Genomic DNA, 26,899 nt, shown 5'->3' with positions numbered 1-26,899 from the left:
AAGTTAAGCTAACGTGCTCGTGAAATGTGTATTTAAGCGCTAAAGTGCTGATTTAAGGGCGCTTACGTTGCTGGACAAATTTTCCGCAAAGCTTCAAATTTGCCGCAAAGCGCGGCGTTATGTATTTTCATCATCAAACAACGGAGTAGTAATGAATCATTATTGGGTAGTTGGTGCATCATGGGGTGGAACTGAGCATCAAGATAAAAAATTCATTGAGCAAGGAATATGGATGCTTGGCTGGAAAGAAAATGATCAACCAGCACAATATAAAAAAGCATCACAAATTAAAGCTGGTGATAGAATCGCAATCAAACGTATGAAAGGTGGCGGTCAAACAGGCATAAAAATATTTCATCTTGGCGTGGTTAAAGGTGTGATTTTAGATACAGATAAAGTTATTTGCACTGTCGATTGGGTAGCAACTGATTTGGATCGAAACATTGAAGAAAGCAAAGGTTGCTTTAAATCAATTCATGGTCCATTTGAAAAAGATGAATGGGTAGAAAAGGTTTTCTGTTTATAAGACACGCATAATCGGGTAGCCGAAGGTTTCTAACCCTCAGCCCCCACAACACCCTGCGCCGAGGCGTCGGGCCGGCTGCTCCGCACAGGGCAATGGGGAAGCTTAATCCAACCATCGCGTAACTCATACAGCCCCTGAGATTTTAGATAAGCATTCAATAATGCTTGATTAATCCCCGGAATTTTAGAGCTGCGCCATGGGCCTTTGCTGGTAATAACGCAGGCAACTGCGGCGTCCGGCTTCCTTCAGACAGACCCTTGCGGAGCTGCCCTTGCCATTTGCTAGTAGTTCGCATCTAATATCGATTATAAATCGCTAAAGATGGTGACCTTCCTACAGAGGACTTTCACCTCATTAGTTCATGCCCATGCTGGGCGTACACAAGGCGCTTAAACGAAACTAAATAGTTGGCTATGTTTCGAGCCTCAACAATTTTAGTCAGCTTAATGCAATATTATAAAAGAGAAATTAAATGTCAAAACAAATCTCCATTCCATCTGTAATCAATGCAATTCTTAGTGGTTTTGAAGACTCTCAAAAAAACTACCAAGAATGGTCTGGCGGTTCATGGTTATGGGAAGCACCTGAATACCTTATTTGCTCAACTGTAGCTAAAAACATTTCGGAAATTGAGGGTTCAAAATTTATTACACTAGAAAATGGCTCAACAAAAACGCTTGAAGATGCAGGAGCAAGGGGCCAGGGCGAGATCGTGAACGTTTTTTGAGCAACTTGAGTTCTGAATAGCGCTCTAGTTGACGAGATATATTGATTATGATCTTATACTCCCTTTTAGGGAGAACTCCATGCACATCGAGACCTTTAAAGCCCATTTCCAGCCTGTTGAAGACACACGGCAAAGCGCAAAAGTAACCTATCCCTTATTCGATGTGCTATTCGGAACGCTGTGCGCTGTTATTGCAGGCGCCAAGGGGTGGTTTGATATCCGCGAATACCTTCTGGGACAGCACGAATGGTTTGTCGAGCAAGGCATGTTCGAAGGGGGCGTGCCTGCAGACGACACTATTGCTCGCATTATATCGAGCATCAAACCAGAGCTGTTTCGAGAGTGCTTTTTACAATGGATGCAGTCAGTACATCAACTCACCGATGGTGAGTTAGTAGCCATTGATGGCAAGACATTACGCGGTTCCTACAGTCGAGAAGATCGTAACGCCACTATTCATATGGTCAGTGCGTACTCCTCAGCGAATAAGCTGGTGCTGGGTCAGCTAAAAACGGACAGCAAGAGCAACGAAATCACCGCCATTCCAGAGCTACTGAGAATGCTCGACCTGCGTGGCGCCCTAGTGTCTATTGATGCGATAGCGTGCCAGACCAAGATAGCTAAGACGATTGTGGCTCAAGGTGGTGACTATTTTCTGGCTGTCAAAGGCAATCAAAGCACGCTATCCAAAGCGGTTCAAAACGCCTTCAGCGCTCAACGTACTGCTGATTTAGAAGGCAATAAGTTAGAGACCGAAATACACCATGGCCGTGTCGAGTCTCGGCGTTGTTACGTACTGAATGCCGAGGTATTGGACGGTGACTTCTCGCGCTGGGCAGAGCTGAACACCATCGCCATGGTTGAAAGTTATCGCACCGAAAAAGGTAAGTCAGTACAACTTGGATATCGCTATTACATCAGTTCAAAAAAGATGACTGCAGAGCAAGTAGCCAAGGCCGCTCGTGAACATTGGGCCATTGAATCCATGCATTGGGTGCTCGATGTCAGCATGCAGGAAGATGCTTGCCAAATTTACAAAGACAATGCGGCTGAAAACTTGGCGTGCTTACGGCACATGTCGTTAAATATGCTCAGAGCAGAGCCAACCAAGCTCAGCATTGCAGGTAAACAGAGACGATGCTGGATGAAAACAGAGCATCTTGAGAAGGTGTTAATAGCCGGTATATCCTCGATGGCTAAAAATTAAACACTCATGCGTTCGCCCTGAGCAAGGGGCAGAGGAAGGCTATCTAAAGATATAAGAGAGAAAGGTAGGGTAGACATTTTGCTATGGTGGGCTAATGGATCACCGAGAGCTATTATTGAAATAAAAAATCAAATTTTCTCTTTTTCTCAATATGAGAATGACATCAAAAGAATTTGTAGTTTTTTGAAAAAGAATAGTCACGAGTCATCCCTCCAGTTTGGTATTTTTGCATTTTATGATTCAGCTTTTTCAGGAACAAGAAAATCTGCTATAGAAAAAGTGGCTGATAAAATAGACCGAATTTTCGATAAAATTAATAGCATTTTTCCAAACCAGTTTGATCTAAGTCTACACAAATCTGATATTCACGAAGAAATTAAGGACAATGCTTGGGGATCAGCCTGTATTCTAATTAAAAGAAAATGTTAAAATTCTTAACGAGACACCCATGTTAGTTTTTATATTGTAAGTAAACTGTCTTCAATGCCAGTAAAATCTCCAGCGTATCAAGGAGGATACTAGAGGCATCAGAATTATCTGTAGGTCTTACTCACCGGCGACTCCGCAGCATAGGGCCGGATGAAGGGATCTCCTCCACCGACCATCACATGACAGGGACGTCATGTGTTTGAGCGCCACAGGGAGCGTGCTTGCAGCGTGTCGGTGGAGGAGACCCTTCATTCGGTCTTTACATAGTAGCTAAATAGATCAGGTATTTAGTCTGTTTGTATTAGAGGGGATGAGTTTGCATTGCACCTGCTCAGCTCACCAGTGAATGATACAAATCGCTAGTTAGATCTTCACGCAGGTGAAGATGGCATTGCCTGAGGTCTGGTCCCAGGGGATGATTTTTTCGTAGTCATGTTCAAAAACATGAACGTCGAAGTAAGGTTTTAGGGTTTCTAGCAACTCACTAAAGCTGAACGCGACCATGGGGTGTTCGTCATTCCATATTTGCGTTGCTGCGGCATTGGTTTTTTCGATGCTCAGTTTTAGTGACTGTTTGTCGCCTTCGCCACCGTAATTCCAGCCCGAACGAAAAGTGAATGAGTCACCATCTTGCTGGGCGTTATGCTGCACAAATAAGTCGTTATTTATTTTGTTTTTATCTACCACGTTAAAACAGAAAATGCCGTCCGTTTTTAACGCGGCGTGCACGCTGGCGATACAGGCTTTTAACTTTTCAAGACCATCGTTGTAATGGATGGAATACAAGAAGCACGTGATTAAATCCAAGGGTTCAGCCACGCTGAACTCACTCATGTTTTGTAATGAAAACTGCGCTTCTGGGCAACGAATGCTGGCCCTGTTCAGCATCGGCTGATTAATATCCAGCCCCATACTTTGATAGCCAAGATCAATAAAGTGACGTACATGTGGGCCCGTGCCACAGGCCAAATCAAGATGTGTTTTACCGTCACCACCAAAAATCTGGTGTAGCCGGCGAATGCCGTGGCTTTGAGATTGATAGTTGATATCGGCACACATTAAATCGTAATAACCAGAAAGGTCGGTATAGAGTGCGTTGGCGGACATGTTAGCCTGATAGTATGAGCCGAAGCGTTTGGGGTGGCGCATAGTATACGAAACCTCAGACTTTGCGAAGTAGAGTTAGCTGTAAAGCGCGCCCACTGACGGCTCTGTAACATAGGGTTGGATAAAGAGGTTTTCCACCGACCATCACATAGGGCGAGCTTGCCTCGCCGTAACGAGTGGCTGCGGCCCAAACGAACATCCAGTGAAGCCTCGCAGTAGGTTGCAGCCGTGAGTGTCGTTAATCCGCTACTTAGTTAGTTTGATATAAAAAATGAGGTATGTATGGCGTTCAGTACATGGTTACTTTACATAAGTGTGATTAGCATCTTGATATTAAGCCCTGGCCCTTCCGCTTTATTATGTATATCTGATGGCTTTAAATTTGGTAGTAAGAGAACCCTACCGACCATTCTTGGTGGAGCCATTGCCGCCCTGGTGTTAATGACCATTTCAGCGGTTGGACTTGGGGCGATTTTAGTCGCATCTGAGACACTGTTTTTTATTGTAAAAATTACGGGTGCCCTCTATTTGATCTATTTAGGTTGGAGCGCTTGGAATGAAGATGGCACTAAAATAGAAAACACGGCGAACAGTAACATTAAACAGATAAGTTACTCATGCTACTCACTATTTCGAAAAGGATTTATGGTCGGCATTAGTAATCCGAAAGATATTTTGTTTTTTATCGCTTTATTTCCTAGTTTTATGAGTGCTGAATTACCACCGCTAGAGCAATATCTAATACTCGCGAGCACTTGGTTTGTTATCGATTGTGCCTCTATGTTTATGTACACAGGGCTTGGCTCAAAGATAAGCCCTTGGCTATCTAAAGCGAGTAATATAAACCGAGTTAACCGTACTGTAGGCAGTGTTTTTATCGTACTAGGTGGTGCTCTTGCAGTCTCTACCGGCATAAATGAAACGTAATAGCGCCTAGCTACTCAGGGTGCTATATCTTGCGCTTAACAATAAGATTTTTTGGACCTTTTCGACCTTATCTCTGCTTAATTTTTCCGTGCGTTCCGTGGATTCCGTTGCAAAAACACCTTAAAGATCTATGTTAGTAATCAAACCCTACCTGCGCTTTTACGCCGGCTTCAAAGGCGTGTTTCACTGACTGTACTTCGCTGACGGTGTCGGCCAACTCAATAATGCTGCGGTGACAGCCGCGGCCGGTGATGATCACATGCTGGTGGCTTGGCCGATTTTTAAGTGCGCTGAGCACGCGGTCTAAATCCAAATAATGGTAGGCCACCATATAGGTCAGCTCATCTAACAGTACAATGTCGATGCTGGGGTCAGCGAGCATTTTTTCGGCGGGTAACCAAGTTTGTTCGCAGGCAATCATGTCTTGCTCGCGGTCTTGGGTATCCCAAGTAAAGCCGGTGTTCATCACCACAAACGGCACGCCGACTTTTTGCAGTAAGTTACGCTCGCCGCATTCCCAACCACCTTTAATAAACTGCACTACGGCGGCACTTTTGCCGTGCCCTACCGCTCGGGTAACGGTACCAAAGCCGGCGGTGCTTTTACCTTTGCCGTTGCCGGTGATCACCATAAGCACGCCCCGCTCGTCTTGGGCGCTGGCCACTTTGGCATCGACCGCTTCTTTCACTTTTTGCTGGCGTTGCTGATGACGTTCGGCTTTTACCTGTTCGCGGTTTGTGTCGTTGTTATCGCTCATGATGTTCCTTAATGCTTTTTAGGATAAAAGAGTGGCTGCTTAACCTTGGTGGATAAGTGCGCTACCCAAGGTGCGAAAATAGCGGTTAAAGGCGGCGTTAATTTGCTGGCGTTGCGCGCCTTCAGGGTATAAACCCAGTTCGGCTTCTTTGGTGGCCTTAGTGCCTTTTACTAAGAAGCCGTTTTTAATGGCGGCGTCTTGCACAAAGGCTTCAAAGGCGCGGGCGCACAGCTCTTCGGGCTGGCTATAATACAGGGTATTGAGTTGGCGGTCGGCGGCAGCTGAGGCCGTAAATAAGGAGCTGGGTTGAGTGCCGCTAGCATCAAGCATAATGGCATGAAAACAGTCAAACAGCAGATCGTTCAACGGATGTTCGATAATTGGCGCATTGTCTAGCCAAGCGCGAGAAGCAAAGGTGCGCGAGCCTGAATGAGCGATGGTTTTTCTGGCTATATAATGGTCAAAGGCATGAAACCATTCGTGGGCAATGCTGCCCGGCCCGGCGTTTTTAGCCAGTGAAAAGCTGCGCGTGGCGGGATTATAGTGCGCCGAAACGCCAGGTCGACCGCCAATGCCATATTGCAATGACAAGCTGCCGCGTAGTGAGATAAGGGCTTCGGGGCCCTGTAAGATCAGCATGAGATCGCACAGCGCATCAAAAAAAAGACCCGCCGCACGATCGCGCTCGGCTCGGGTAACCCAGCGGCCAATTTCAATGCTGCAAAAATCGAAGCGTCGTCTAACCTGCACAAAGTCGATGTGCAGGCCTGCCGCATGATTGGGCCCATTACGATAATAGCGAGACTGAGTCTCGCTATTATCTGTGTCGTTTGTCATGTTCACTGCTACCTTGGCGCCGCGCTATGCTGTTTGTTTACACAGTCAGTTTAACAGCCTTGGTAGCGAGGTAAAGTGCGAACTCTGCTTACTCTAGGAGTTCTATCTTAGGGTGATTTTCGCCCACTGATCAAACTGATAATGAAGATGATGATACCAACTACAAAGACCAGTTTTGCCGCCCATGCAGCCGTTCCCGCCATGCCCCCAAAGCCCAAGGCCCCGGCAATGAGTGCAATTACTAAAAATATAATGCCCCAACGAAACATAAACTGCTCCTTACTATAGTGGAAACTCATGCCATCGACTTTATTACCCTAGCAAACGATGGTTATTCTACGGTGCTTACTATGACCCTTGCGGCTTAATGCAAAAGCCATAGCAATTATTATGGTATTAAACACGAGGTTACGCGAAGTTCATTTACTGTTTAATTGTTAGGTCGTTTTTAACGCTTTTCACGCCATCAACCCCTTTGGTAATATTTTCTGCTTGCGTTGACTGAGCCGCACTTTCCACTTCGCCAGTCAGTTGCACGACGCCGTCTTGAGTTTCAACTGATACTCCCAATGAAGGTACTTTGTCATCGGTGAGTAACTTGGCTTTAACGGCACTGGTGATCATAGTGTCGTCGGCATATTCTTTTAGCGACTGCTCGTCATCGCCTTTCACCTTAAGCTTGTCGCTTACCGACTGCACACCTTCTACTTTTTCTGTGACTTCTATGGCATACATTGCATTTTCTTGGCTAACAACAAAGCCCGAGAGTGTGACCACGCCATTTTCAGTTTCTACTGATATATCACCGCTTTCTACTGCGTCATCACCCAACAGCTCAGCTTTCACTTTGGTGGTGATCAGGCTGTCGTTCATAAAGTCACCGGTTTTTTCGGCAGCGCGCTCGACCTTATCACCAGTAAGCTCGGCTAGATTATCGGCCTTGTCGACGGTATTATCGACGGCGTTCCCCGCCTTGTCGGCAGCATGATCCAGTTTATCACCCGTCCGCTCGGCCGCATTCTCAGCTTTGGTCGACATCATGCTGGCTTTATCCGACATAGTATCTTCCGCAAGTACACCGCCGCTGGCCAAAGCGGAGCTCAACACAACAGCCATCATCGAATATGAAAATTTAGTATTTTTCATTTTTCTTTCCTTATGTTGCGGTTTGAACAATGGGTTTATAACATTGTAATTGAAACGAAAAATTAGAACTTTTCGCTTCCTGCCCTTTTATTTCTAGCGTAAGACGAAAACAACTTCAACCCTAAAAATAATAAAAATGTAAATTTAATTTTAGGCTGAAATCGTCAAACCCGTATAATATAAAATAGGCTACAAACAAAAAATAAGTAATATCAGCAACTTACATCAATAATAACAACAACCTGCAAATGTAATGTCCATATATAAACATCACTGAAATAATATACCTTCCAAATACACATAATATAAGCGTCAGGTTTTGTCCGTCTTTAACATTATTTAGGATCTGATATGTCAAGTTTCTATTAATATATTCTGACTGGCTATCTATTTTATATAAGTAATCACGCATAAGTAGTTCGGCGTAACAGATGTGGAAACATAGATCAGGCTTACTGCTGCCTCTTAAAGGCCTTACACCAATAATTTTTTGCAACGGAACCCACGGAAGAACACGGAAAAATTAAGCTGAGATAAGAACGAAAAAGTCCAAAATATCTTATTGGTAAAGTAAACAGAAGTCAGATGGCGTCAGTTAGGTTGTCCTCTTCACTCTTTACGCTTCACCATTAACAGGTTTTATTCTGATTTTATCTTTATTTTTCCGTGGGTTCCGTGGATTCCGTTGCGAATAAGTCTTTAGCTTTAAAGTAAGCCGAAGCTATCTACAGAATCCACCACATAAGTTATGCGGCATTACTTAGCAACGAGTGACTTTAGCTTCAGCTTTAAAGAGTGACCAGATAAACGAGCAGTGCCGTTCGGCCGCCTGCTAAAAGTCACCCTACGTTTATTGCGGTAAAGGTATCAATGCCGTCAGACCACATTTATGACCCGAATATCGCTCTTTCGCGATAAATAAAGACCCACATGAGGCACTTTGTCATAAAACTGTCGCATTGTAATACAACCGTCACAAAGGCTGGGCATAGTGGCGCCAACGTTAAGATGAGGATGCATAATGAGCCTTCAAACTACCGCCCTTCCCGGCTCCGCAAATAACAGTAATGCACAGTCCAACTGGCTGTCGTGGCTGCTAGTATCGCTGTTGATTTATGTACTGCTGGTCGCCGTGGGCGCTATCGGCTCCGGCTTTAAGGCCGCCGCCGGCAGTAATGCCAAAGAGCTGTTTGCCTTTGCTTCCAACCCGATTATCGCGCTGATAGTCGGCGTGGTGGCTACCGCGCTTATTCAGAGCTCCAGCACCGTCTCTTCCATTATCGTGGGTATGGTCGCCGGTGGCCTGCCCATTGCCATCGCTATTCCCATGATAATGGGGGCCAACATCGGCACCTCACTCACCAGCACTCTGGTCAGCCTCGGCCATATTCGCGATGGCAACGAGTTCAAACGGGCCTTTTCCGCCGCCACCATACACGACAGCTTCAACATTCTGGCCGTGGCCCTACTGCTACCGCTAGAATTACTGTTTCGCCCTCTGGCCACAGCCTCCGAGTACCTTGCCGGCCTACTAGTTAGCGACGCCAGCGTCAGCATGAGCGGCATGAACTTCATGAAGGTGCTGCTCTCTCCTGCCTCCGACCTGCTGAAGGCCAGCGTGGCCTGGCTGCCCGGTATCTGGTCCGGTGTGGCGCTGATCCTAATTGGCATCGGCCTGATCCTGATGGTGGTAACCCAAATTGGCAAGGTGCTGCGCACCCTGATGGTGGGGCGAGCCATGAACATACTGCACACCGCCGTAGGTCGCGGCCCTGTCTCGGGCATGGCCTCGGGCACCTTAGTCACCGTGCTGGTGCAGTCATCTTCCACCACCAGCTCGCTGATCGTGCCTCTGGCTGGCACCGGGGTGTTTTCTCTGAAGCAGGTGTATCCTTTCCTGCTGGGCAGCAATATCGGCACCACCATCACCGCTCTGCTGGCCGCCACCGCCATCAGCGGTGCCGCAGCAATGGTCGCCCTGCAAATTGCCTTGGTGCATCTGCTGTTCAACCTGCTGGCGATTGTACTTATCTATGTGCTGCCCTTCCTGCGCCAGGTGCCGGTGCACATGGCCGAAACCCTGGCTACTCTGGCCCAGCGTAATAAGGCCTATGTGGCCGCCTATATCGGCGGCGTATTCTTCGCCTTACCGCTGCTGTTGGTCGGTGTTAGCCAGTTGTTCTGAGTTTAACCTGATATCTTCCCCCTGACGGGCGTAGTGCTGTGCCATCACTGCACACACCATGAGCTGGATTTGGTGAAAAATTATCAGCGGTAGCAAGGCCGGGCCCAGCAGCGTCCCGGCAAATAATACCTGCGCCATCGGCACTCCGGTGGCCATGCTTTTTTTAGAACCACCAAACACAATGGTGATCTGATCTTCACGACTAAAGCCAAGACGGCGCCCCAACCAGCCGGTTAAAAACAGCACCACGGCCAATAGCACGCAACACACCAGCGTTAATATGGTTAGAGCCATGGGCGATATCGTATGCCACAGGCCTTCGACTACCGAGGCACTCAACGCCGTATATACCACCAGCAAAATAGAGGTTTGATCCAGTCGGCTTAGCGGCTTTTTGTACTTGTCTACCCAGCGGCCGATCAACGGGCGCATGCTGTGCCCCAGCACAAAGGGCAGTAATAGCTGCATGCTGATGGCGCCAATAGAGTGCAATGGCGACGCTCCTTCACTGGCATCCACCTGCATTAACAAGGCCACCAGCAAGGGAGTAAGAATAATGCCCAGAATACTGGAGGCCGAGGCACTGCATACCGCCGCCGGTACGTTGCCCCCCGCTAGGGAGGTAAAGGCAATGGCAGATTGCACCGTGCCGGGCAACACGCACAAGAACAACACCCCCATATATAGCTTGTCACCCAGCAAGGGCAGTAACACCGGCTTGGCTAATAGCCCGAGTATGGGAAACATGACAAAGGTACAGCCGAATACCAGCAGGTGTAGTCGCCAATGGGTAGCGCCAGCAATAATGGCTTGGCGGGACAACTTGGCGCCGTGCATGAAAAACAGCAGGGCAATGGCGGCAACGGTCAGCCAATGAAACAGCTCGGCCCCCTGACCTTGCGCGGGTAACAGGGTGGCCGTGGCGACCACTGCCAATAGAATTAAGGTGAAGTTATCAAATAGTAGGCGTAAATAACCCAACATCAGGAGTCTCCAATTAAGCTTAGGCCATGACTGTACCCTAAAGTTGACTGGCTGTTCACGCCATTCGAACCAGTGATGTCGCTAAAGGGCAAGAGCAGCTATACGACTTACGCGGTACGCCGTCAGTTAAAGACCAACATCGTTACCTGCAGTTACGTTTGCCGCGTAAGGGGTACGGCATATTGGGCTGTCGCTATTTGGCCAGACATCCAGATTATTGCCAACCACAGCAACATTTTATACCAATCACGTTAAGTATTTGGTCAGGCGTTGGGTCGGATCGTCAGAGGTAACGCAGCCGCCTCCCATGACACGCTACGAGTACATCCATGTAAGCTACACATGCCATTGAGCGCACAGGGGGGCGAGCTTGTCTCGCCGTGACGAGTGGCTTCAGCCTACTGCGAACATCCCGTGAATGTTCGCAGTAGGCTGAAGCCGTGAGTGTCATTAATCCGCAGCGTGTCGGTGGAGTAGACCCTTTGTTCGACCTTTACATGAAATAAAATCAGACCATTTGTTTAGTGGGATTGGTATTAGTACTCAGCTAGGCGTTTAAAGCGGTAGGGCCGTGGTGTATTTGATCTGCTCCATGGCAAAGCTCGAGGTAATGTCCGATAGCCCAGAAGTGCTGGCGATCAATTTCTTATAAAATCGGTCAAACGCGGCGATATCGGCCACCACGACTCTTAGCATATAGTCCCACTCACCAGACATACGGTAAAACTCGACCACCTCTTCAAAGTCGGTAACGGTGTTAGCAAATTGCGCCAGCCACTGGTTATCGTGATGCTGAGTTTTAAGCTGTACAAAAACAGACAGCCCTAACCCTAACTTATCGGCATCTAACAGCGCCACTCGGCTTCGGATAAGCCCCGCTGCTTCCAACTTTTTTACTCGCTTCCAACAGGGCGTGCTGGACAGATTAACCGCCTCGGCAATGTCTTTTAGCGACAGTGTGGCATCTTGTTGTAATAGTGCGAGAATTTGCCTATCGAAAACATCCACCTACAAAACCTCACAAAGTTAGAAATATTTACTAAAAAATAGCATTTAAGGTAGATAAATAGCAAAAACTTACTGGTTAATAGGGGATATAATTCTCATATCCACTCATTTCTCTTATGCCTATAGCGCCGGATTTTACCATGAACAATTGGACTCGCACCGCCCTTAAAACCTTGTCTAGCGATCAACTACGCACCTCTGATACTCACCTGTATTTGCTTGATATACCGGGCCTTAGCGGTATAGATATTTATCTGAAAGACGAAAGTACGCATCCTACTGGCAGTCTTAAACATCGTTTGGCGCGATCTTTATTTTTACACGCTATTTGCAGCGGAAAAGTGAATGAAGGCACCCACGTCGTTGAGGCTTCTTCAGGCAGCACTGCCGTGTCGGAAGCCTATTTTGCCAAGCTATTAGGCTTGCCTTTTACCGCCGTGATGCCGCGCCACACTACCTGCAAAAAGGTAGAGCAAGTAAAACGCTTAGGGGGTAATTGCCACTTTGTGGATCACGGAGCGCAAGTCTATGCCGAGGCCGAGCGGCTAGCGCTGGAAAGTAATGGCCATTACATGGACCAGTTTACCTTTGCCGAGCGCGCCACCGACTGGCGAGGCAACAACAATATTGCCGAGAGTATTTTTCAGCAACTTGCCCAAGAGCCCCACCCGATTCCGCACGCCATTGTAATGAGCGCCGGCACCGGCGGCACCTCTGCCACTCTGGGTCGTTACAGCCGCTATTTAGGGTTGGATACCAAGCTGGTGGTAGTCGACCCGGAAAACTCGGTGTTTTATGACAGCTATCAAAGCGGCGATGCCAGCTTGATAAGCCAGGCCGGTGGCCGTATAGAAGGCATAGGCAGACCCCGGGTAGAAGCCTCGTTTTTACCCGAAGTGATCGATGAGATGATCAAGGTGCCAGACGCCGCCAGCATCGCCACCATTCACTGGTTAGAGCATATTTTTGGTCGCAAGGCCGGCGGCTCAACCGGCACTAACTTGTGGGGTGTGTTACAGCTAGCCAAACGCATGCAAGAAAACGGCGAACGCGGCTCTCTGGTCACCTTAATGTGTGATGGCGGCGAACGCTACCTAGACACTTACTACAACCCTGAGTGGGTAGCCGAGCACATCGGCGATTTAACACCCTATCGCGAGCAATTAGCGGTATTTGGTTAAGACACAGCCGTCAGCGGTAAGCTTTCAGCTGTAAGAAAAACACCAAACTAAAAAGATTTTCTCGCCACGGAATCCACGGAACCCACTGACGTAGTTCACGTGCGACAAGAGCCTAAAAATCTTTGATGGGTAAGAGCCCCCTCCTGTGATGTACTTGTGTTTGGCTCTTACCATAAAGTTCACTTTCAGATTTGATTACTATTTTTCCGTGGGTTCTGTGGATTCCGTGGCAAATATTAGGTTTTTAAGTCTTGGATATGGTCAGAACGCGATGTGAGATCGTCATGCTGAACTTGATTCAGCATCTTTGTGCAGATGACGTTCTAATCTCATCAAGATCCTGACGTTCGTCAGGATGACTGCAAAGCATAATTACCCGAAAAACACCGAATCTGTAAATTCGGTGTTTTTCCTTCACCCTTTACTCTTCACGGCGCGCCCTGGCCGCAGTACCAGCATGCAGGGGGTGAGTAGCAAGGTGAGTAAGGTGGCAAAGGTGAGGCCGCCGGCGATGGCACTCGACAGCTGGGTCCACCACTGGGTAGAGGGCGCGCCTATGCCGAGGCTGGGTCCGAGCAAATCGACGTTAACGCCCAACACCATGGGCATTAAGCCCAATACGGTGGTAATCGCCGTGAGTAATACTGGCCTTAAGCGTAAACAGCCGGTTTCTAATGCCGCTTCAGTGGGAGTCATGCCATCGGCGCGTAGCTGATTAAAGGTATCGATTAATACAATGTTGTTGTTCACCACTATGCCCGCCAAGGCAATAATGCCCATGCCCACCATCACGATGCCAAACGACTGACCGTTCAGCAGCAGCCCTATCAAGACCCCGGCAGTAGAGAACACAATCGCCGACAATACCAAGGCGGTTTGGTAGAGACTATTAAACTGCGTCACTAAAATCAGGGTCATCATAAGAATGGCCACAGCAAAAGCACTTATCAAAAACTGCCCCGCTTCGCGTTGATCGGCATCCTCCCCTGCTACCACCAAGTTCACGCCCTCGGGCAGGCTGGTGACTTGCTCGCGCAGTGCGCTTAAACGTTCATCTAACCGATAGCCTTCTCCGATATCGGCCTTGATGGTAATAGTACGTTTGCCGTCTACTCGATGCAGGGTACCCACTTTAGGGGCGGAGCTAAGAGTAACAAAGTGACTCAAGGGTACTTGGCCACGCTGGGTGTTAAGCGTTAGCCGAGATAACTGATCAACCGAGCGAAAATTAGCCGGCACCCGTACCCGAATATCGACTTCATCTGTGGCGTCTTCTGGCCGATAGCTGGCCAGCTTTAAGCCGTTGGTAACTAACTGCACCGCATTACCCACACTCAGCACATCAGCCCCCAAGCGGGCGGCAGCTTCTCGGTCGACCGTGAGTCGCCATTCGATGCCGGGCAGGCTGCGATCGTCTTCAATGTCGATAAACCCACCCAACTCCGCCATAGCTCCACGTAACAGCTCGGTAGCCTGAGTCACACTCGCCTCGCTCTGACCATTGAGCCTGAGCTCAACCGGCTTACCGCCACCTGGGCCCATTTGCTGCTGGCGAAAGTCGAGAATAATACCGGGAATATCCGCCGTTAGCGCCAGCATGGTGTCTTTAATGGCGTTGGCGGGACGGCGTTGATGCCAGTCCACAAACTGAAATTGCAGCACGCCAATCACGTCGCTGCCCATTTGATTATCGGCCAGGGCAAAACTGCGGGCATACAATGCTTTTACTTCGGTCAAACTCTGCAGGCGCTGTTCTACTTCTTGCAAAATGGTGTCTTTTTCATACACCGACAAATCGCCTCGAGCGCGTACCTGCAGCTGAGCACTGTCGGGCTCAATAGAGGGAAAGAACTCCACCCCGTGATTAAAGCGAGCATAACCGGCGTACACCAAACCAATAATCACCAGCGTGCCGATTAGGGTTAACCCGGGGCGCTGTAGTAAGCGGCTTAACAAGGCGCGGTATTGCGTTAAACCCAGCACCTTAACCGGCGTTTTCGCTGCCTGCTGGCGTGTCAGTCCACCCATGGTCGGTAAAAATACCAGCGCCATGGCGAGGGATGCCAGCAGACAGATGATCACCGTGGCCGGCAGGTATTTCATAAACTCCCCCACTACGCCGGGCCAAAACAACAGCGGCGCAAACACCGCAAGCGTAGTAATGGTGGAGGCAATCACCGGCCAACTCATGCGATCGGCGGCGTTAATCCACGCCTGTTTAGGTGGTTGCCCTTCATGCAAATTTCGATCTGCTAGTTCCGATACCACAATGGCACCGTCCACCAGCATACCCGCCACCAAAATCAGCGCGAACAGCACGATAATATTCATGGTAAAGCCAATGGCCCAGATGATCAGAATACCGGACAAAAAGGCGCCGGGAATGGTCAACCCCACCATCACCGCCGAGCGCAACCCCATAGTAAGCAAAATTAAAATCAGCACTAACACCACGGCGGTGAGTACGTTATTCAGCAAGTCCGACAACATGCTTTCTACTTGAGTGGACTGATCCATAATGTAATCAATGGCCACACCATCGGGTAGCAAAGGTACCGCCTCTGCCAGCAACTTTTTAACCTGCTCAATAGTGTCAATGATATTGGCACCGGCCCGTTTACTGACTTCCAACACCACGCCGGGCTGGTCGTTAATGCGGGCAAAACCGGCGGGATCTTTAAAGGTACGGCGCAAAGTTGCCACATCGCCAAAGGTCACCACCTTATCGCCATCAACCTTGATCGGCATGCCCATGACATCGTCTAGGTTCTCGATAATGCCGGGCACCTTAATGGCCAATCGGCCCGCCCCCGTGTCTAAACTACCGGCGGCCACCAGTCGATTATTGCGCGAGACCAGGTTAAACAGCTGGGTGTAATCGATGCCGTAACTGTCGAGCACTTGCGGGTCGACCAAAATCTCTAATACGTCTTCGCGGTCGCCGCCGATGTCCACTTCCAGCACTTCGGCAATGCCTTCAATTTCATCTTTTAGCCGCCGCGCTATCATCACCAACTCGGCTTCAGACAAGGGGCCCGATAACGCCACCGACAACACCGGAAATAACGACACGTTAATTTCGTGAACCACGGGTTCGTCCACTTCTTGGGGGAGTTTGCTACGGGTGGAGTCTACTTTTTCGCGTACATCCTGCAGCGCCTGCTTAGGATCAAAGCCGGCATCAAATTCCAGCATCACCGAGGCATGGCCCTCGCCGGCGGTGGAAGTCATTTTTTTTACCCCCGCTAACGTGCGCAGCTCTTGCTCCATGGGCCGCACCAGCAAACGCTCGGCATCTTCTGGGCTAATGCCCTCTAATCCCATAGAGACATACATCATGGGAATGGTGACATCGGGATTGGCTTCTTTAGGGATCGCTTGATAAGCGCCGTAGCCGCCGAGTAGCAAAAACACAAACGCCATTAACGTGGCACGGCTGCGATACACAGCCGCACTAATCAGCCCCCTCATAGCTTAGGCTCCTGCTGACGAATATTGACGTGTTCGCCTTCGCTTACAAAGCCTGCGCCCCGCGTAATAATACGCGCCGAATCCGCTAATCCACTGATCCATGCTTCATCTGGGGTAATGCTCAGCAAATTAATCGCTACCCGTTGCATGCGGTTTTGGTCATCAACGACCTTTACGGCCAGTCGACCGTTATCATCCAGCGCCAGCAGCGCAGGCGACAGCCGATAGGCTGGTTGCGCTGGCAGTTGAATATGCAAACCGGCACTGGCTCCAGCTACCCGCCAACCGTCTGAGTTATCCAGCTTGGCTTCCAGTGCATAGCTGCGGGTTTGTTGATCGGCGGCTTGAGCAATAAAGCTAAGCTGACCAGATAATTCTCGCCCGTCCAGCAATACCGCCGTTACCGGCAAGCCCACGGTTAAGTCGGCCACCTGTTGCTGGGGTACGGTGGCAGATAACTTAAGGGAGGAGGCATCGACCAGCGTTAGCAGCTCGTCACCGGCTTGCACGAAGCTGCCCTCTTCTACCGGCAAGGCATCTATGCTGCCGGCAAAAGGCGCGGTGATCTGCGTATGCACTAGCGCCAGCTGAGCACGGGCCAATGCGGCTTTGCTGGCGGCTGCGGCCGCCTTTACTGATAGGTAATCGGTTTCAGATAGATGTTGGCTGCGACGTAGCCGAGTGGCGGCATTCACTTCTGCTTGGCGTAAAACAACATCCGCTTTGGCTTGAGTTAAGCCTGCCTTGCGACCATCGTCGCTGAGAGTAATGAGTACTTCATCAGCAGCTGTTTGCTGGCCTAATTCCGGCCGCTTAAGCAAGGTACCACTCACTTGAGCGCGCAATACCAAGCTGTGTGCAGGCATCAGCTGCCCTTGCAGCAGCACGCGGGCTTGATAAGGCTCGGCGTGAAATTGGCGCACTTCAACATAGAAGCGTTCAGCCTCTTTTGTTTGACCAGACTCGGTAACGGGCGCCGCCGAGTCTGCGTCTTGAGCTTGATACAGTTCGCCACGCCATAGCCAAAATAGCAGTACTAACAATACCAGTAACACTCCGCCCCACTTTTTATGCCGAGTGAGCCACTGTTTTGCTCTGTTTACTGCCATGAATGACGTTCCATATCAAATAGAGTAGAGACTCAGCATAGCAACTTCCCCGAAACTGAAACAGCCATAAGTGATCAGCTGTACGTTGTACGCCATACGTACGTAAAGAGAGACCGCACTCGCCTTTAACTTAAGGCGTATCGCGTAAGGCGTATAGCTATGTTTTATGATCTAAATCAGAGCAAAACAGCTCACTTTAACGGTGGTTTTTTATTGACCAAATAGTCAGGTAAGCATAGGATATACATAACTAGCATTTGGAGTGCATATTATGACTCATCATCGTCTATTGCGTCTTGCTAACATCTCAATGGTGATATTTTTAGTGGTGGCCTGTGCCGCCTTGAGTATTGCTTATCTTCAAGAAGAGAAAGTATCGTTGGGCATGACGGTGTTTATGCACATCACCTTGGTAATTAGTGCCGCGCTGTTTAAGCTGGCGTATGTGGTACGTTTAATTGCGCAAGACAAAATGGGCCAACCGCTGGTTTAGGGCACGGAGTTGCCAGCAGAGCAGACATCCTCTGTCATCTGCAAATGTCGTCTGCCGACGACTCTAAGCCTAAGAAAGAGGCGGCAGGGATAGTCTCCTTCTACCAGCACATGACAGAGATATCATGTGCTGAGCGCTTTATTTCCCCGCACCTTTCACCACTCACTTGAAAGCAGTTAGTCTAGCTTTTGGCGGGTGATTTCTACTTCATCACTAAACTGGCGGCGCAGTTCAGATTTAGTTTTTATAACGAGCTCTCCGCCTTTGCCTATGGTCATGTGCTCGGGGTTATCATTGTGCAGTGCCTGCCATAACAACACCGCCTGCATGCTGTTTTCTTTTTGCTCTGTCGTCAGCACAGAGCCGTCTGGCCACTTGCCTAATTCAACCGCCGTTTTTAAACGTAAATAAACATCTTCTGGCATGTTGGCAATAGCTTGCTGAAATGATGACATCTTGTTTCTCCTGTCGGTAGCTTCTAAATGAGTACCGCTATAAGTATTGATGCGAGCGCCGCAGCCATAAAAAAGGGCAGCCCATGGCCGCCCTTCGTACACACTAACGGCATCATTACGGTGCCTTATGCTAGCCGTTACTGAGGCAAGTCTATCAGCTCAATCCCGGCCATTTTTTGCATGACTCGTACAACCTGACAGCTGTAACCAAACTCGTTGTCATACCATACATACAGTACAGCACGATCGTCTATAGCAATGGTTGCCAGCGAGTCAACAATACCGGCAAAACGAGAACCAACCATGTCGGTTGATACTAATTCGCTGCTGGTGCTGAAATCAATTTGCTGGTGCAAAGGTGAGTCCAGCGACATGGTTAGCAGGTACTCGTTTAGCTCGTCGGCGTTGGTCGGCTTATCTAAATTCAGATTAATCACCGCCATAGACACGTTAGGTGTCGGCACGCGAATCGCATTACCGGTCAACTTATTTTTCAATTCAGGTAGTGCCTTAGCCACGGCAGAGGCCGCACCGGTGCTGGTTAACACCATGTTTAGCGCCGCACTACGGCCCCGACGATCACCTTTATGGAAGTTATCAATTAGGTTTTGGTCGTTGGTGTAAGAATGCACAGTTTCAACGTGGCCATTCTTAATGCCGTATTTATCACTTACCGCTTTTAACACCGGAGTGATGGCGTTAGTAGTACAAGACGCCGCCGATATGATCAAATCTTCTGATAAAATCATGTTGTCGTTTACACCAAACACGATGTTTTTAATATCGCCTTTACCTGGAGCCGTTAGCAGTACTTTAGCCGCACCCTTGGCTTTAAGATGCTGACCTAAGCCTTCTTCATCGCGCCAAATACCTGTGTTATCAACGATTAACGCATCGTTAATACCGTATTGAGTGTAATCAATCTCGGTGGGGCTATTGGCGTAAATCACCTGAATATAAGTGCCGTTAGCAATAATGGCATGGTTTTCCATGTCTACTTCAATGGAACCATTAAACGGGCCATGTACCGAGTCGCGGCGCAGCAAGCTGGCGCGCTTTTCTAGGTCGTCTGACGAGCCACGTACCACGATGCCACGTAAGCGTAGGCCGTGATTACCACCCGAACGCTCAATTAGCAGACGAGCTAATAAACGACCAATACGGCCAAAACCATATAACACCACATCGGTAGGCTGGCTGTTATGGTCTGTATCAAGAGCCGGTGCCAGTTCGTTACGCAAGAAATCAACCAAGCCAGATTCGTCTTGGTGAGTCTGCCAGTAGCGTACCGATAATTTACCTAAATCGATGCTGGCCGGTGCCAAATCAAGTTCACTCAGTGCTTTCAACACCGGGTGACTCTGACTGACTAACAGTGCCTTGCCTTCGTGGCGACTTACTACACGGTGAGCCTTGATAATCTCAATGGTAGAGGCATTTAACAGTGGACGCGCATGGACGCAAATTTCCACGCCCTGATCACGGTACAATTTTCCAATCAGGGGCTGCATAGACTCCGCCAGCTCCTGGCTTTGTTGCCAGGCGGACAGGTAACTCTCGTGGGTCATCGACCGGATCCTTTTTTCGGGTAACTATCATGAGTACTGAAGCAGGTATGGTGTTTAAACGAACCGATAAATACCGCTTAGCTCTATTTTAAGTGCGCCTATTTTAGTTGATAGAGGGTATGATTACTAGACTAAGGACAGCCAACAAGGTTCTCAAATGAACATCAAGCATGCTTTTTTGATGCTACTCGCCCCTCTCTTTTTAGCAGCCTGTGACCGAGATCGCATCATTAATGTTTGTGAAGACACTCCTCAATTTTGTCAAGAATTACACGCAGACAGCTGGTGTCGCTTTGAGCGCACAGCGCTTATCCGTGCACGTAAGCTGCAAGCAACCCAGCCAAGTGATCCCAATAATTACGATTTGCTCACTACATTAAAAGAATATCATGGCTGTTTAGACCCACTACTGGCTATTGAATACACTCAACGTAAAGAACGTAAAACCGATAAGGTGGATGCAGTATTTCATGCACAAGAAGCCATGACACAACTGGCCGCAGACACCGTAGATTCAGATTATCCTTATTTGCTGTTATGGCACTGGCAACATGAAGGAAGCCAAAGGGCTAAAGCCAGATTTATTAAGCTCGCAGATAGAGCTGAAATGCAAACGCCAGACTTGCAAAATACCTTAGCTAAATTATTGATGATTCGTGATAGTGCCGCGGCTGAGCAGAAGTTGCTTTACGCGCTAAGCCTCTATGAGAAAGGTGACACGCTAGACAGTAATATTATTGCCAACTTACTCACTTTGTATATTCGCCAGCAGCGCTATCAAGAGGTTTGGCTTTGGTCTCGGGTATTGAGTAAATTGAATCATGAAGAAAATATTGAGTTAGCCCGCCTCGATGTCTATTCAACATTTGATGCGGCACAGCAGCAAGAAATGCAGCAGCAGGTAGAACATATTTTTAAGCAATTGACACAGGGAAAATTTCAAGCGCCCAGCATCGAGTGAATTAACTGATCTTGCACAATGTTATGTGGGATTGGCTTACAATCAGATTGACGGTTTATGTTTTTTTTGTAACGTTAGTCTGTATTCACTTTGATATATTTCAGCATAGAGTACAAACATGAAAATTAAGGTAGCTATTAACGGTTTTGGTCGTATCGGTCGATTGATGTTTCGTGCCGCATGCGAGCGTAACGACATGGAAATAGTGGCCATTAACGACTTGCAAGATGTTGATTATATGGCCTACATGTTGAAATATGACTCTACTCATGGCCGTTTTCAAGGCGATGTGCAGGTAGAAGACGGACAATTAATGGTGAATGGCAAGTCGGTGCGGGTGACCGCTGAGCGCGACCCAGCCAACCTTAACTGGAGTGCGGTCAATGTCGATGTAGTAGCAGAAGCCACCGGCATTTTTATGACCGATGAAAAGGCTCGTCTGCACATTCAAGCGGGTGCTAAAAAAGTGGTGCTTACCGGTCCATCTAAAGACGCGACGCCGATGTTTGTAATGGGCGTAAACCAGCACACCTATGCCGGTGAAGATATTGTTTCTAATGCCTCCTGCACCACTAACTGCTTAGCACCGCTGGCCAAGGTTATTAATGATAATTTTGGCATCGTCGAGGGCTTAATGACCACGGTGCATTCAATTACCGCGACTCAAAATACCGTTGATGGTCCTTCACAAAAGGATTGGCGTGGTGGCCGTGGTGCCAGCCAAAACATCATCCCCTCCTCTACCGGTGCAGCCAAGGCCGTGGGTAAGGTGATCCCTGAACTGAATGGCAAGTTAACCGGCATGTCGTTTCGCGTACCTACGCCCAATGTGTCTGTCGTCGACTTAACGGTACGGTTAGAAAAGTCCGCCAGCTATGCAGAGATTTGTGCCACGATTAAGGCAGCCGCAGAAGGCGAGATGAAAGGCATTATGGGCTATACCGAAGATTCCGTGGTATCGACTGACTTTTTAGGTGAAACCTGCACCTGTGTATTTGATGCCGGTGCGGGCATCGCCCTTAACGAGAACTTCGTAAAGTTAGTGGCTTGGTACGATAACGAAATGGGCTACTCACACAAAACCCTAGACTTGATCGCACACATCTCGAAGTAACTAACTAATAGCGCCGAGCACCAAGCGCCCGGCGCCCAGCTCAACAAAAGACCGAGACCAAAGACTCTCTCGCCACGGAATACACGGAAGGACACGGAAAAATAATCAAGATAAAAGTGATTGATGGGTTAAGCCCTTACAATAAATATCCTTGTTAGCTCTTCTTCCGTGTATTCCGTGGCAAACAGAGCTTTAGATTTATCTTTTAAGCCCTACCTCCCTCTTCACCTTCCACCCAGCTCAACAATACACCGTGTTTATCTTTAGCTTGCTGCTGAGCGCCAAATACTAGTCTCGATATTCAATCGTTGGCATAGTAAAATGTTGGATTCGGCCGCCATGAGTTGGTGGCTTGCTGACCTGATATCAGAGATTTATATTAATGTCCGACGCCGCATCCCCTACGTTTACTCCCGAGCTACTCTCGCCTGCGGGCACCCTTAAAAACATGCGCTATGCCTTTGCCTATGGTGCCGATGCCGTGTATGCCGGTCAGCCGCGCTATTCGCTGCGGGTACGTAATAACGAGTTTAATCACGAAAACCTTAAAATAGGTATCGATGAGGCCCATGCGCTGGGCAAAAAGTTTTATGTGGTGGTGAACATTCAGCCCCATAACGCCAAGCTAAAAACCTTTATCCGTGACATGAAGCCCGTAATCGAGATGGGCCCAGATGCGTTGATTATGTCCGATCCGGGGCTGATTATGCTGGTGCGTGAGCATTTCCCTGACGCGACCATTCATCTGTCGGTGCAGGCTAACGCGGTTAACTGGGCGTCGGTGAAGTTTTGGCAAGATTACGGTATTGAGCGCGTGATTTTATCGCGGGAACTATCCCTAGAAGAAATTGAAGAAATTCGCGCCCAGTGCCCCAAAGTAGAACTCGAGGTGTTTGTACACGGTGCATTATGCATGGCGTACTCTGGCCGTTGCTTGTTATCGGGCTACATCAATAAGCGCGATCCTAATCAGGGCACCTGTACTAACGCCTGTCGTTGGGAATATAAAGTGCACGACGCCAAAGAAGACGATGCAGGCCAAATTGTGCATCAGCAAGAGCCAATTGCCGTGCAAAAAATCGACCCCGCACAAGAAACTATTACCCCCACACTGGGCGCCGGTGCGCCTTATGAACACCCGGTATTATTGGAAGGAAGTAACCGCCCGGGTGAGTATATGGCGGCTTATGAAGATGAGCACGGCACTTACATCATGAATTCTAAAGACTTACGTGCGGTGCAGTATGTAGAGCGCTTAACGCAAATGGGCGTGCATTCGTTAAAAATTGAAGGCCGTACTAAGTCGTTTTATTACGTGGCTCGTACCGCCCAAGTGTATCGTAAGGCCATCGACGATGCCGTTGCCGGCAAGCCGTTTGATGCCAGCTTAATGAGTACACTAGAGAACCTAGCGCACCGTGGTTACACCGAAGGCTTTTTAAAGCGTCATGCCCACAGTGATTATCAGAACTACGAAATCGGTCATTCGGTATCGACCCGCCAGCAGTTTGTGGGTGACATTACCAAGCGCGATGGTGATTGGGTTCAGGTTGAGGTGAAAAATAAGTTTATGGTAGGCGATCAGTTAGAGCTAATGACGCCGGCCGGTAATATTACCTTTACCCTAGAGCAGATTAAAAACCGCAAAGGTGAGCTAGTAGACGTCGCGCCCGGCAGCGGCCATGTAGTTTACATACCCTTAGCCCAAGACATAAATGCCGACTTCGCGATTTTGTTACGCCATTTAAAATAACCGCATTAATAGCTGTCAGATAAAAACGGCCGTACGCTTTACGTCATTCGCTGTAAGTCTTTAAATCAATCCTAAAGCAGATACCGGGGCGAGCCCGGCAAGACGGCATAGGGCGAAGAGCCAACAAGAACGGGGTTTGTGTTCATGCCGTCTTCCTGACGTAGATCAGGATCTGCTTGAGGGTTTAATACATAAAAGCAGATATCGGGGCGAGCCCGGTAAGGCGGCGAACTGCCGCTGTCAGCGGTAAGCTTTCAGCCCTCAGGTAAAAACAAAACACGGAACCGGTTTTGATGTTATCTGTAGCTGATCGCTGATCGCTGAAAGCTGACGGCTTACCGCTTTCACTAAGCGGTATTTATCTTTAGCTGAGCGTCGGGCGCCTGATGCTTGGCGCTGAATTGCATCCATAAAAAAGCCGAGACTGTTGTCTCGGCTTTTTTGCGGCTATCAATAACGAAAGGCTAATTACTCAGCTGGCTTCTCGTCATTGTTAGCAGGTGCTGCAGCTTCTGGCTGAGCAGGAGCTGGTGTTGCAGTTTGTACTGGCGCGGCTACTTTAGCTGCTTCAGTAGGCACTGCTGTTTCAGCGGCTGCTGGTGCAGCTTCAGTTGGTGCCACGTCGGCTGGTGCTTCAGCTGCCACTTCAGGATCTTTCGCTTCTTTAATAGACAAACGAATACGACCCTGACGGTCAACTTCTAATACCTTCACCTTAACGGTGTCGCCCACACTCAAATGATCCGATACGTTTTTAACACGCTCTTCGGTAATTTGAGAAATGTGCACCAAGCCATCTTTGCCTGGCAGGATGTTAACGAAGGCACCAAAGTCGGCTAAACGAACGACCTGACCTTGATAAATAGTGCCCGGCTCCACTTCTGCAGTTAGCTGCTGAATGCGGCTAATAGCAAGTTTAGCGGCTTCGCCATCTACTGCGGCAATTTTAACGGTACCGTTATCATCTAGTTCGATGGTGGTGCCGGTTTCTTCGGTCAGTGCACGAATAGTCGCGCCGCCTTTACCAATCACATCACGGATCTTCTCAGGATTGATCTTGATGATATGAATGCGCGGTGCAAAGTTAGAAATCTCTTCACGTGGCGCCTGCAACGCATCGTCCATCACAGTTAAGATGTGCAAACGGGCATTACGAGCCTGCTTGAGCGCCTTTTCCATGATTTCTTTAGTGATGCCTTCAATTTTAATGTCCATCTGCAAAGCAGTAATGCCTTGCGTGGTGCCGGCTACTTTAAAGTCCATGTCGCCTAAGTGATCTTCATCACCCAGAATGTCGGACAGTACCACGTAGTCTTCGCCTTCTTTTACCAAGCCCATGGCAATACCGGCCACAGACGCTTTAATGGGTACGCCGGCATCCATTAGTGCCAGTGAGGTACCACATACAGAAGCCATAGAGGACGAACCGTTAGACTCGGTAATTTCGGCAACGATACGTACCGTGTATGGGAACACCTCAGCACTTGGCATAACGGCTGCAACACCGCGTTTAGCCAAACGACCGTGACCAATTTCACGACGCTTAGGGCTGCCAACCATACCGGTTTCACCAACACAATAGGGAGGGAAGTTATAATGCAGCATAAAGCGGTTGGTGCGGGCACCTGTTAACTCATCAATCATCTGTGCATCACGCTCGGTGCCCAGAGTGGCCGCAACCAACGCCTGAGTTTCACCACGGGTGAACAATGCAGAGCCGTGAGTACGCGGCAATAGACCGGTGGCTACGTTAAGTGCACGGATCATATCGGGTTCGCGACCGTCGATACGCGGCTCGCCACGTACTACACGACCACGCACTATGTGCTTCTCAAGCTTACCCAGCTGCTCTTGTACTTCTTTGGCCTTTTGCTCGGGGTTGCTCACTAAGACTGCGGCTAATGCTTTCGCCTTAATAGCGCTGATTGCATCGCGACGCGCGGTTTTATCGGTAATGCGATAGGCTTCGCCCAACTCATCACTCGCCAGTTCCGCTACTTGGGCTTTCAGTGCTTCGTTTTCAGCTTTTGGCTGCCAGTTCCAAGAGGGCGTACCCACTTCTGCGGCAAACTCTTTAATGGCCTGTACCGCAGTATTTAGCTGCTCGTGACCATACACTACCGCACCTAGCATTACGTCTTCTGGCAAAATATTCGCTTCAGACTCAACCATCAGCACTGCATTTTCGGTACCGGCAACCACTAAGTCCAGTTCGCTGTTTTCTAGCTCACTGATGCTTGGGTTAAGTACGTATTCGCCGTTCATGTAGCCTACGCGCGCAGCACCAATCGGGCCTGCAAACGGCAGCCCAGAAATAGCCAAGGCCGCGGATGTACCCAACAGCGCAACAATGTCAGGGGCAATTTCAGGATTAACCGAAACCACGGTCGCAATAACCTGAACTTCGTTTTTGAACCCATCGGGAAACAACGGACGAATTGGGCGGTCAATCAACCGCGACGTCAGTGTTTCACCTTCCGTTGGACGGCCTTCACGTTTAAAAAAGCTGCCAGGAATACGACCGGCGGCATAGGTACGCTCTTGGTAGTTAACCGTTAGCGGAAAAAAGTCTTTGCTTTCATCTGCATCACGCTTGCCAACAACCGTTACTAATACGGCGGTATCACCAATGCTGGCCATAACAGCACCACTCGCCTGGCGAGCCATTACGCCAGTCTCAAGAGTTACCGTATGTTGACCATACTGGAAGGTTTTCACGATAGGATTCACGTTGTAGATTCCTTAATATGCTTGGTCTTTTAATTTAGCTCAACAGTATACTTTATTATGGATTAAAGCACAGCGCGAAGCAGGTGAAGTATAAGACGTGAAGAATGAGACGTAGCCCACCCGGTCCAAAAGTACGAGGGTTCTCCTCTCTACCTCACGGTTCATGCCTTACGGTGAAAATCAGGCAACAAAAAAGGGCCCTAGGGCCCTTTTTTATTAAACTG

At 48.8% G+C, this 26,899-nt stretch carries 22 protein-coding genes and 1 pseudogene; 11 read left to right on the top strand and 12 right to left on the bottom strand.

Translation table 11 applies throughout. The annotated features are described in order from the left end of the window. The first annotated feature begins 151 nt into the window (after nt 1-151). The 4 genes from ACFQ1C_RS06665 to ACFQ1C_RS06650 all read left to right on the top strand — a co-directional run bounded on the left by ACFQ1C_RS06665 (nt 152) and on the right by ACFQ1C_RS06650 (nt 2,889). Nucleotides 152-526, top strand: a complete 375-nt coding sequence (locus ACFQ1C_RS06665; protein WP_379557813.1) for a hypothetical protein — start codon at nt 152-154, stop codon at nt 524-526. A gap of 472 nt (nt 527-998) precedes the next feature. Then, nucleotides 999-1,253, top strand: a complete 255-nt coding sequence (locus tag ACFQ1C_RS06660) for a hypothetical protein (RefSeq protein ID WP_379557812.1) — start codon at nt 999-1,001, stop codon at nt 1,251-1,253. A 79-nt stretch (nt 1,254-1,332) separates the two neighbouring features. Then, nucleotides 1,333-2,460, top strand: a complete 1,128-nt coding sequence (locus ACFQ1C_RS06655; RefSeq protein ID WP_379557811.1) for an ISAs1 family transposase — start codon at nt 1,333-1,335, stop codon at nt 2,458-2,460. Between the two features lie 78 nt (nt 2,461-2,538). After that, complete coding sequence (locus ACFQ1C_RS06650; protein ID WP_379557810.1) at nt 2,539-2,889, top strand: hypothetical protein; 351 nt, start codon at nt 2,539-2,541, stop codon at nt 2,887-2,889. Nucleotides 2,890-3,252: 363 nt separating this feature from the next. Here the strand turns inward: ACFQ1C_RS06650 and ACFQ1C_RS06645 are convergent, their stop codons facing one another. Continuing rightward, nucleotides 3,253-4,038 carry a class I SAM-dependent DNA methyltransferase gene (locus ACFQ1C_RS06645; protein WP_379557809.1) on the bottom strand — a complete coding sequence of 262 codons (786 nt, stop codon included), beginning with the start codon at nt 4,036-4,038 and terminating at the stop codon, nt 3,253-3,255. Nucleotides 4,039-4,278: 240 nt separating this feature from the next. On the opposite strand from ACFQ1C_RS06645, the gene ACFQ1C_RS06640 reads away from it, so the two are divergent. Further along, on the top strand, nt 4,279-4,923 hold the full coding sequence (locus ACFQ1C_RS06640; RefSeq protein ID WP_379557808.1) for a LysE family translocator: 645 nt from the start codon (nt 4,279-4,281) through the stop codon (nt 4,921-4,923). A gap of 133 nt (nt 4,924-5,056) precedes the next feature. Here ACFQ1C_RS06640 and cobO read toward each other — a convergent pair whose 3' ends face one another. The 4 genes from cobO to osmY all read right to left on the bottom strand — a co-directional run bounded on the left by cobO (nt 5,057) and on the right by osmY (nt 7,663). Continuing rightward, nucleotides 5,057-5,680, bottom strand: a complete 624-nt coding sequence (gene cobO / locus ACFQ1C_RS06635; RefSeq protein WP_379557807.1) for a cob(I)yrinic acid a,c-diamide adenosyltransferase — start codon at nt 5,678-5,680, stop codon at nt 5,057-5,059. 39 nt (nt 5,681-5,719) lie between these two features. Continuing rightward, entirely contained in the window at nt 5,720-6,517 is a 798-nt protein-coding gene (locus ACFQ1C_RS06630) for a CLCA_X family protein (RefSeq protein WP_379557806.1), read from the bottom strand. A gap of 107 nt (nt 6,518-6,624) precedes the next feature. Continuing rightward, the gene (locus ACFQ1C_RS06625; RefSeq protein ID WP_379557805.1) at nt 6,625-6,786 is read right to left on the bottom strand and encodes a DUF1328 domain-containing protein; all 162 of its coding nucleotides are present in this window, start codon (nt 6,784-6,786) and stop codon (nt 6,625-6,627) included. A 154-nt stretch (nt 6,787-6,940) separates the two neighbouring features. Then, the gene (gene osmY / locus ACFQ1C_RS06620) at nt 6,941-7,663 is read right to left on the bottom strand and encodes a molecular chaperone OsmY (RefSeq protein WP_379557804.1); all 723 of its coding nucleotides are present in this window, start codon (nt 7,661-7,663) and stop codon (nt 6,941-6,943) included. 1,021 nt (nt 7,664-8,684) lie between these two features. Between osmY and ACFQ1C_RS06615 the strand changes: the two genes are divergently transcribed. Next, the gene (locus ACFQ1C_RS06615) at nt 8,685-9,848 is read left to right on the top strand and encodes a Na/Pi symporter (RefSeq protein ID WP_379557803.1); all 1,164 of its coding nucleotides are present in this window, start codon (nt 8,685-8,687) and stop codon (nt 9,846-9,848) included. On the opposite strand, the gene ACFQ1C_RS06610 is transcribed toward ACFQ1C_RS06615, so the two are convergent. Together ACFQ1C_RS06610 and ACFQ1C_RS06605 are read right to left on the bottom strand one after the other, a co-directional pair. Next, nucleotides 9,810-10,832 (bottom strand): bile acid:sodium symporter family protein, encoded by a 1,023-nt coding sequence (locus tag ACFQ1C_RS06610; protein ID WP_379557802.1) that lies wholly within the window; start codon nt 10,830-10,832, stop codon nt 9,810-9,812. The two genes, ACFQ1C_RS06615 and ACFQ1C_RS06610, sit on opposite strands and share 39 nt — an antisense overlap. A 555-nt stretch (nt 10,833-11,387) precedes the next feature. Continuing rightward, complete coding sequence (locus tag ACFQ1C_RS06605; protein ID WP_379557801.1) at nt 11,388-11,840, bottom strand: Lrp/AsnC family transcriptional regulator; 453 nt, start codon at nt 11,838-11,840, stop codon at nt 11,388-11,390. Between the two features lie 140 nt (nt 11,841-11,980). Here ACFQ1C_RS06605 and ACFQ1C_RS06600 point away from each other — a divergent pair, with 140 nt between their 5' ends. After that, nucleotides 11,981-13,021 (top strand): PLP-dependent cysteine synthase family protein, encoded by a 1,041-nt coding sequence (locus ACFQ1C_RS06600; protein ID WP_379557800.1) that lies wholly within the window; start codon nt 11,981-11,983, stop codon nt 13,019-13,021. A gap of 414 nt (nt 13,022-13,435) precedes the next feature. On the opposite strand, the gene ACFQ1C_RS06595 is transcribed toward ACFQ1C_RS06600, so the two are convergent. Next, nucleotides 13,436-16,492, bottom strand: coding sequence for an efflux RND transporter permease subunit (locus ACFQ1C_RS06595; RefSeq protein WP_379557799.1), 3,057 nt, complete (start codon nt 16,490-16,492; stop codon nt 13,436-13,438). Continuing rightward, nucleotides 16,489-17,601 (bottom strand): efflux RND transporter periplasmic adaptor subunit, encoded by a 1,113-nt coding sequence (locus ACFQ1C_RS06590; RefSeq protein ID WP_379557798.1) that lies wholly within the window; start codon nt 17,599-17,601, stop codon nt 16,489-16,491. The genes ACFQ1C_RS06595 and ACFQ1C_RS06590 overlap by 4 nt, the downstream gene beginning before the upstream one ends. A gap of 271 nt (nt 17,602-17,872) precedes the next feature. On the opposite strand from ACFQ1C_RS06590, the gene ACFQ1C_RS06585 reads away from it, so the two are divergent. Beyond that, nucleotides 17,873-18,094 carry a hypothetical protein gene (locus tag ACFQ1C_RS06585; protein ID WP_379557797.1) on the top strand — a complete coding sequence of 74 codons (222 nt, stop codon included), beginning with the start codon at nt 17,873-17,875 and terminating at the stop codon, nt 18,092-18,094. Nucleotides 18,095-18,270: 176 nt separating this feature from the next. Here ACFQ1C_RS06585 and ACFQ1C_RS06580 read toward each other — a convergent pair whose 3' ends face one another. Together ACFQ1C_RS06580 and ACFQ1C_RS06575 are read right to left on the bottom strand one after the other, a co-directional pair. Then, a complete protein-coding gene (locus tag ACFQ1C_RS06580) occupies nt 18,271-18,549 on the bottom strand; it encodes a YeaC family protein (RefSeq protein ID WP_379557796.1) in 279 nt (92 codons plus the stop codon). 137 nt (nt 18,550-18,686) lie between these two features. After that, nucleotides 18,687-20,117, bottom strand: coding sequence for a glyceraldehyde-3-phosphate dehydrogenase (locus ACFQ1C_RS06575; protein WP_379557795.1), 1,431 nt, complete (start codon nt 20,115-20,117; stop codon nt 18,687-18,689). A 157-nt stretch (nt 20,118-20,274) separates the two neighbouring features. Between ACFQ1C_RS06575 and ACFQ1C_RS06570 the strand changes: the two genes are divergently transcribed. From ACFQ1C_RS06570 to trhP, 3 genes are all read left to right on the top strand, one after another. Continuing rightward, the gene (locus ACFQ1C_RS06570) at nt 20,275-21,078 is read left to right on the top strand and encodes a DUF2989 domain-containing protein (protein ID WP_379557794.1); all 804 of its coding nucleotides are present in this window, start codon (nt 20,275-20,277) and stop codon (nt 21,076-21,078) included. 118 nt (nt 21,079-21,196) lie between these two features. Further along, on the top strand, nt 21,197-22,192 hold the full coding sequence (gene gap / locus ACFQ1C_RS06565) for a type I glyceraldehyde-3-phosphate dehydrogenase (protein WP_379557793.1): 996 nt from the start codon (nt 21,197-21,199) through the stop codon (nt 22,190-22,192). A 382-nt stretch (nt 22,193-22,574) separates the two neighbouring features. Further along, complete coding sequence (gene trhP / locus ACFQ1C_RS06560; protein ID WP_379557792.1) at nt 22,575-23,945, top strand: prephenate-dependent tRNA uridine(34) hydroxylase TrhP; 1,371 nt, start codon at nt 22,575-22,577, stop codon at nt 23,943-23,945. Between the two features lie 477 nt (nt 23,946-24,422). On the opposite strand, the pseudogene pnp reads toward trhP, so the two are convergent. Then, nucleotides 24,423-26,675: pseudogene (gene pnp, locus ACFQ1C_RS06555) on the bottom strand (polyribonucleotide nucleotidyltransferase); the annotation flags it as partial. Nucleotides 26,676-26,899: the final 224 nt, after the last annotated feature.

Source organism: Oceanisphaera ostreae (assembly GCF_042676125.1).
Classification (GTDB): Bacteria; Pseudomonadota; Gammaproteobacteria; order Enterobacterales; family Aeromonadaceae; genus Oceanimonas; species Oceanimonas ostreae.
Note: the sequence above shows the minus strand (reverse complement) of the source record. Positions and strands in the feature narration are given on the sequence as shown.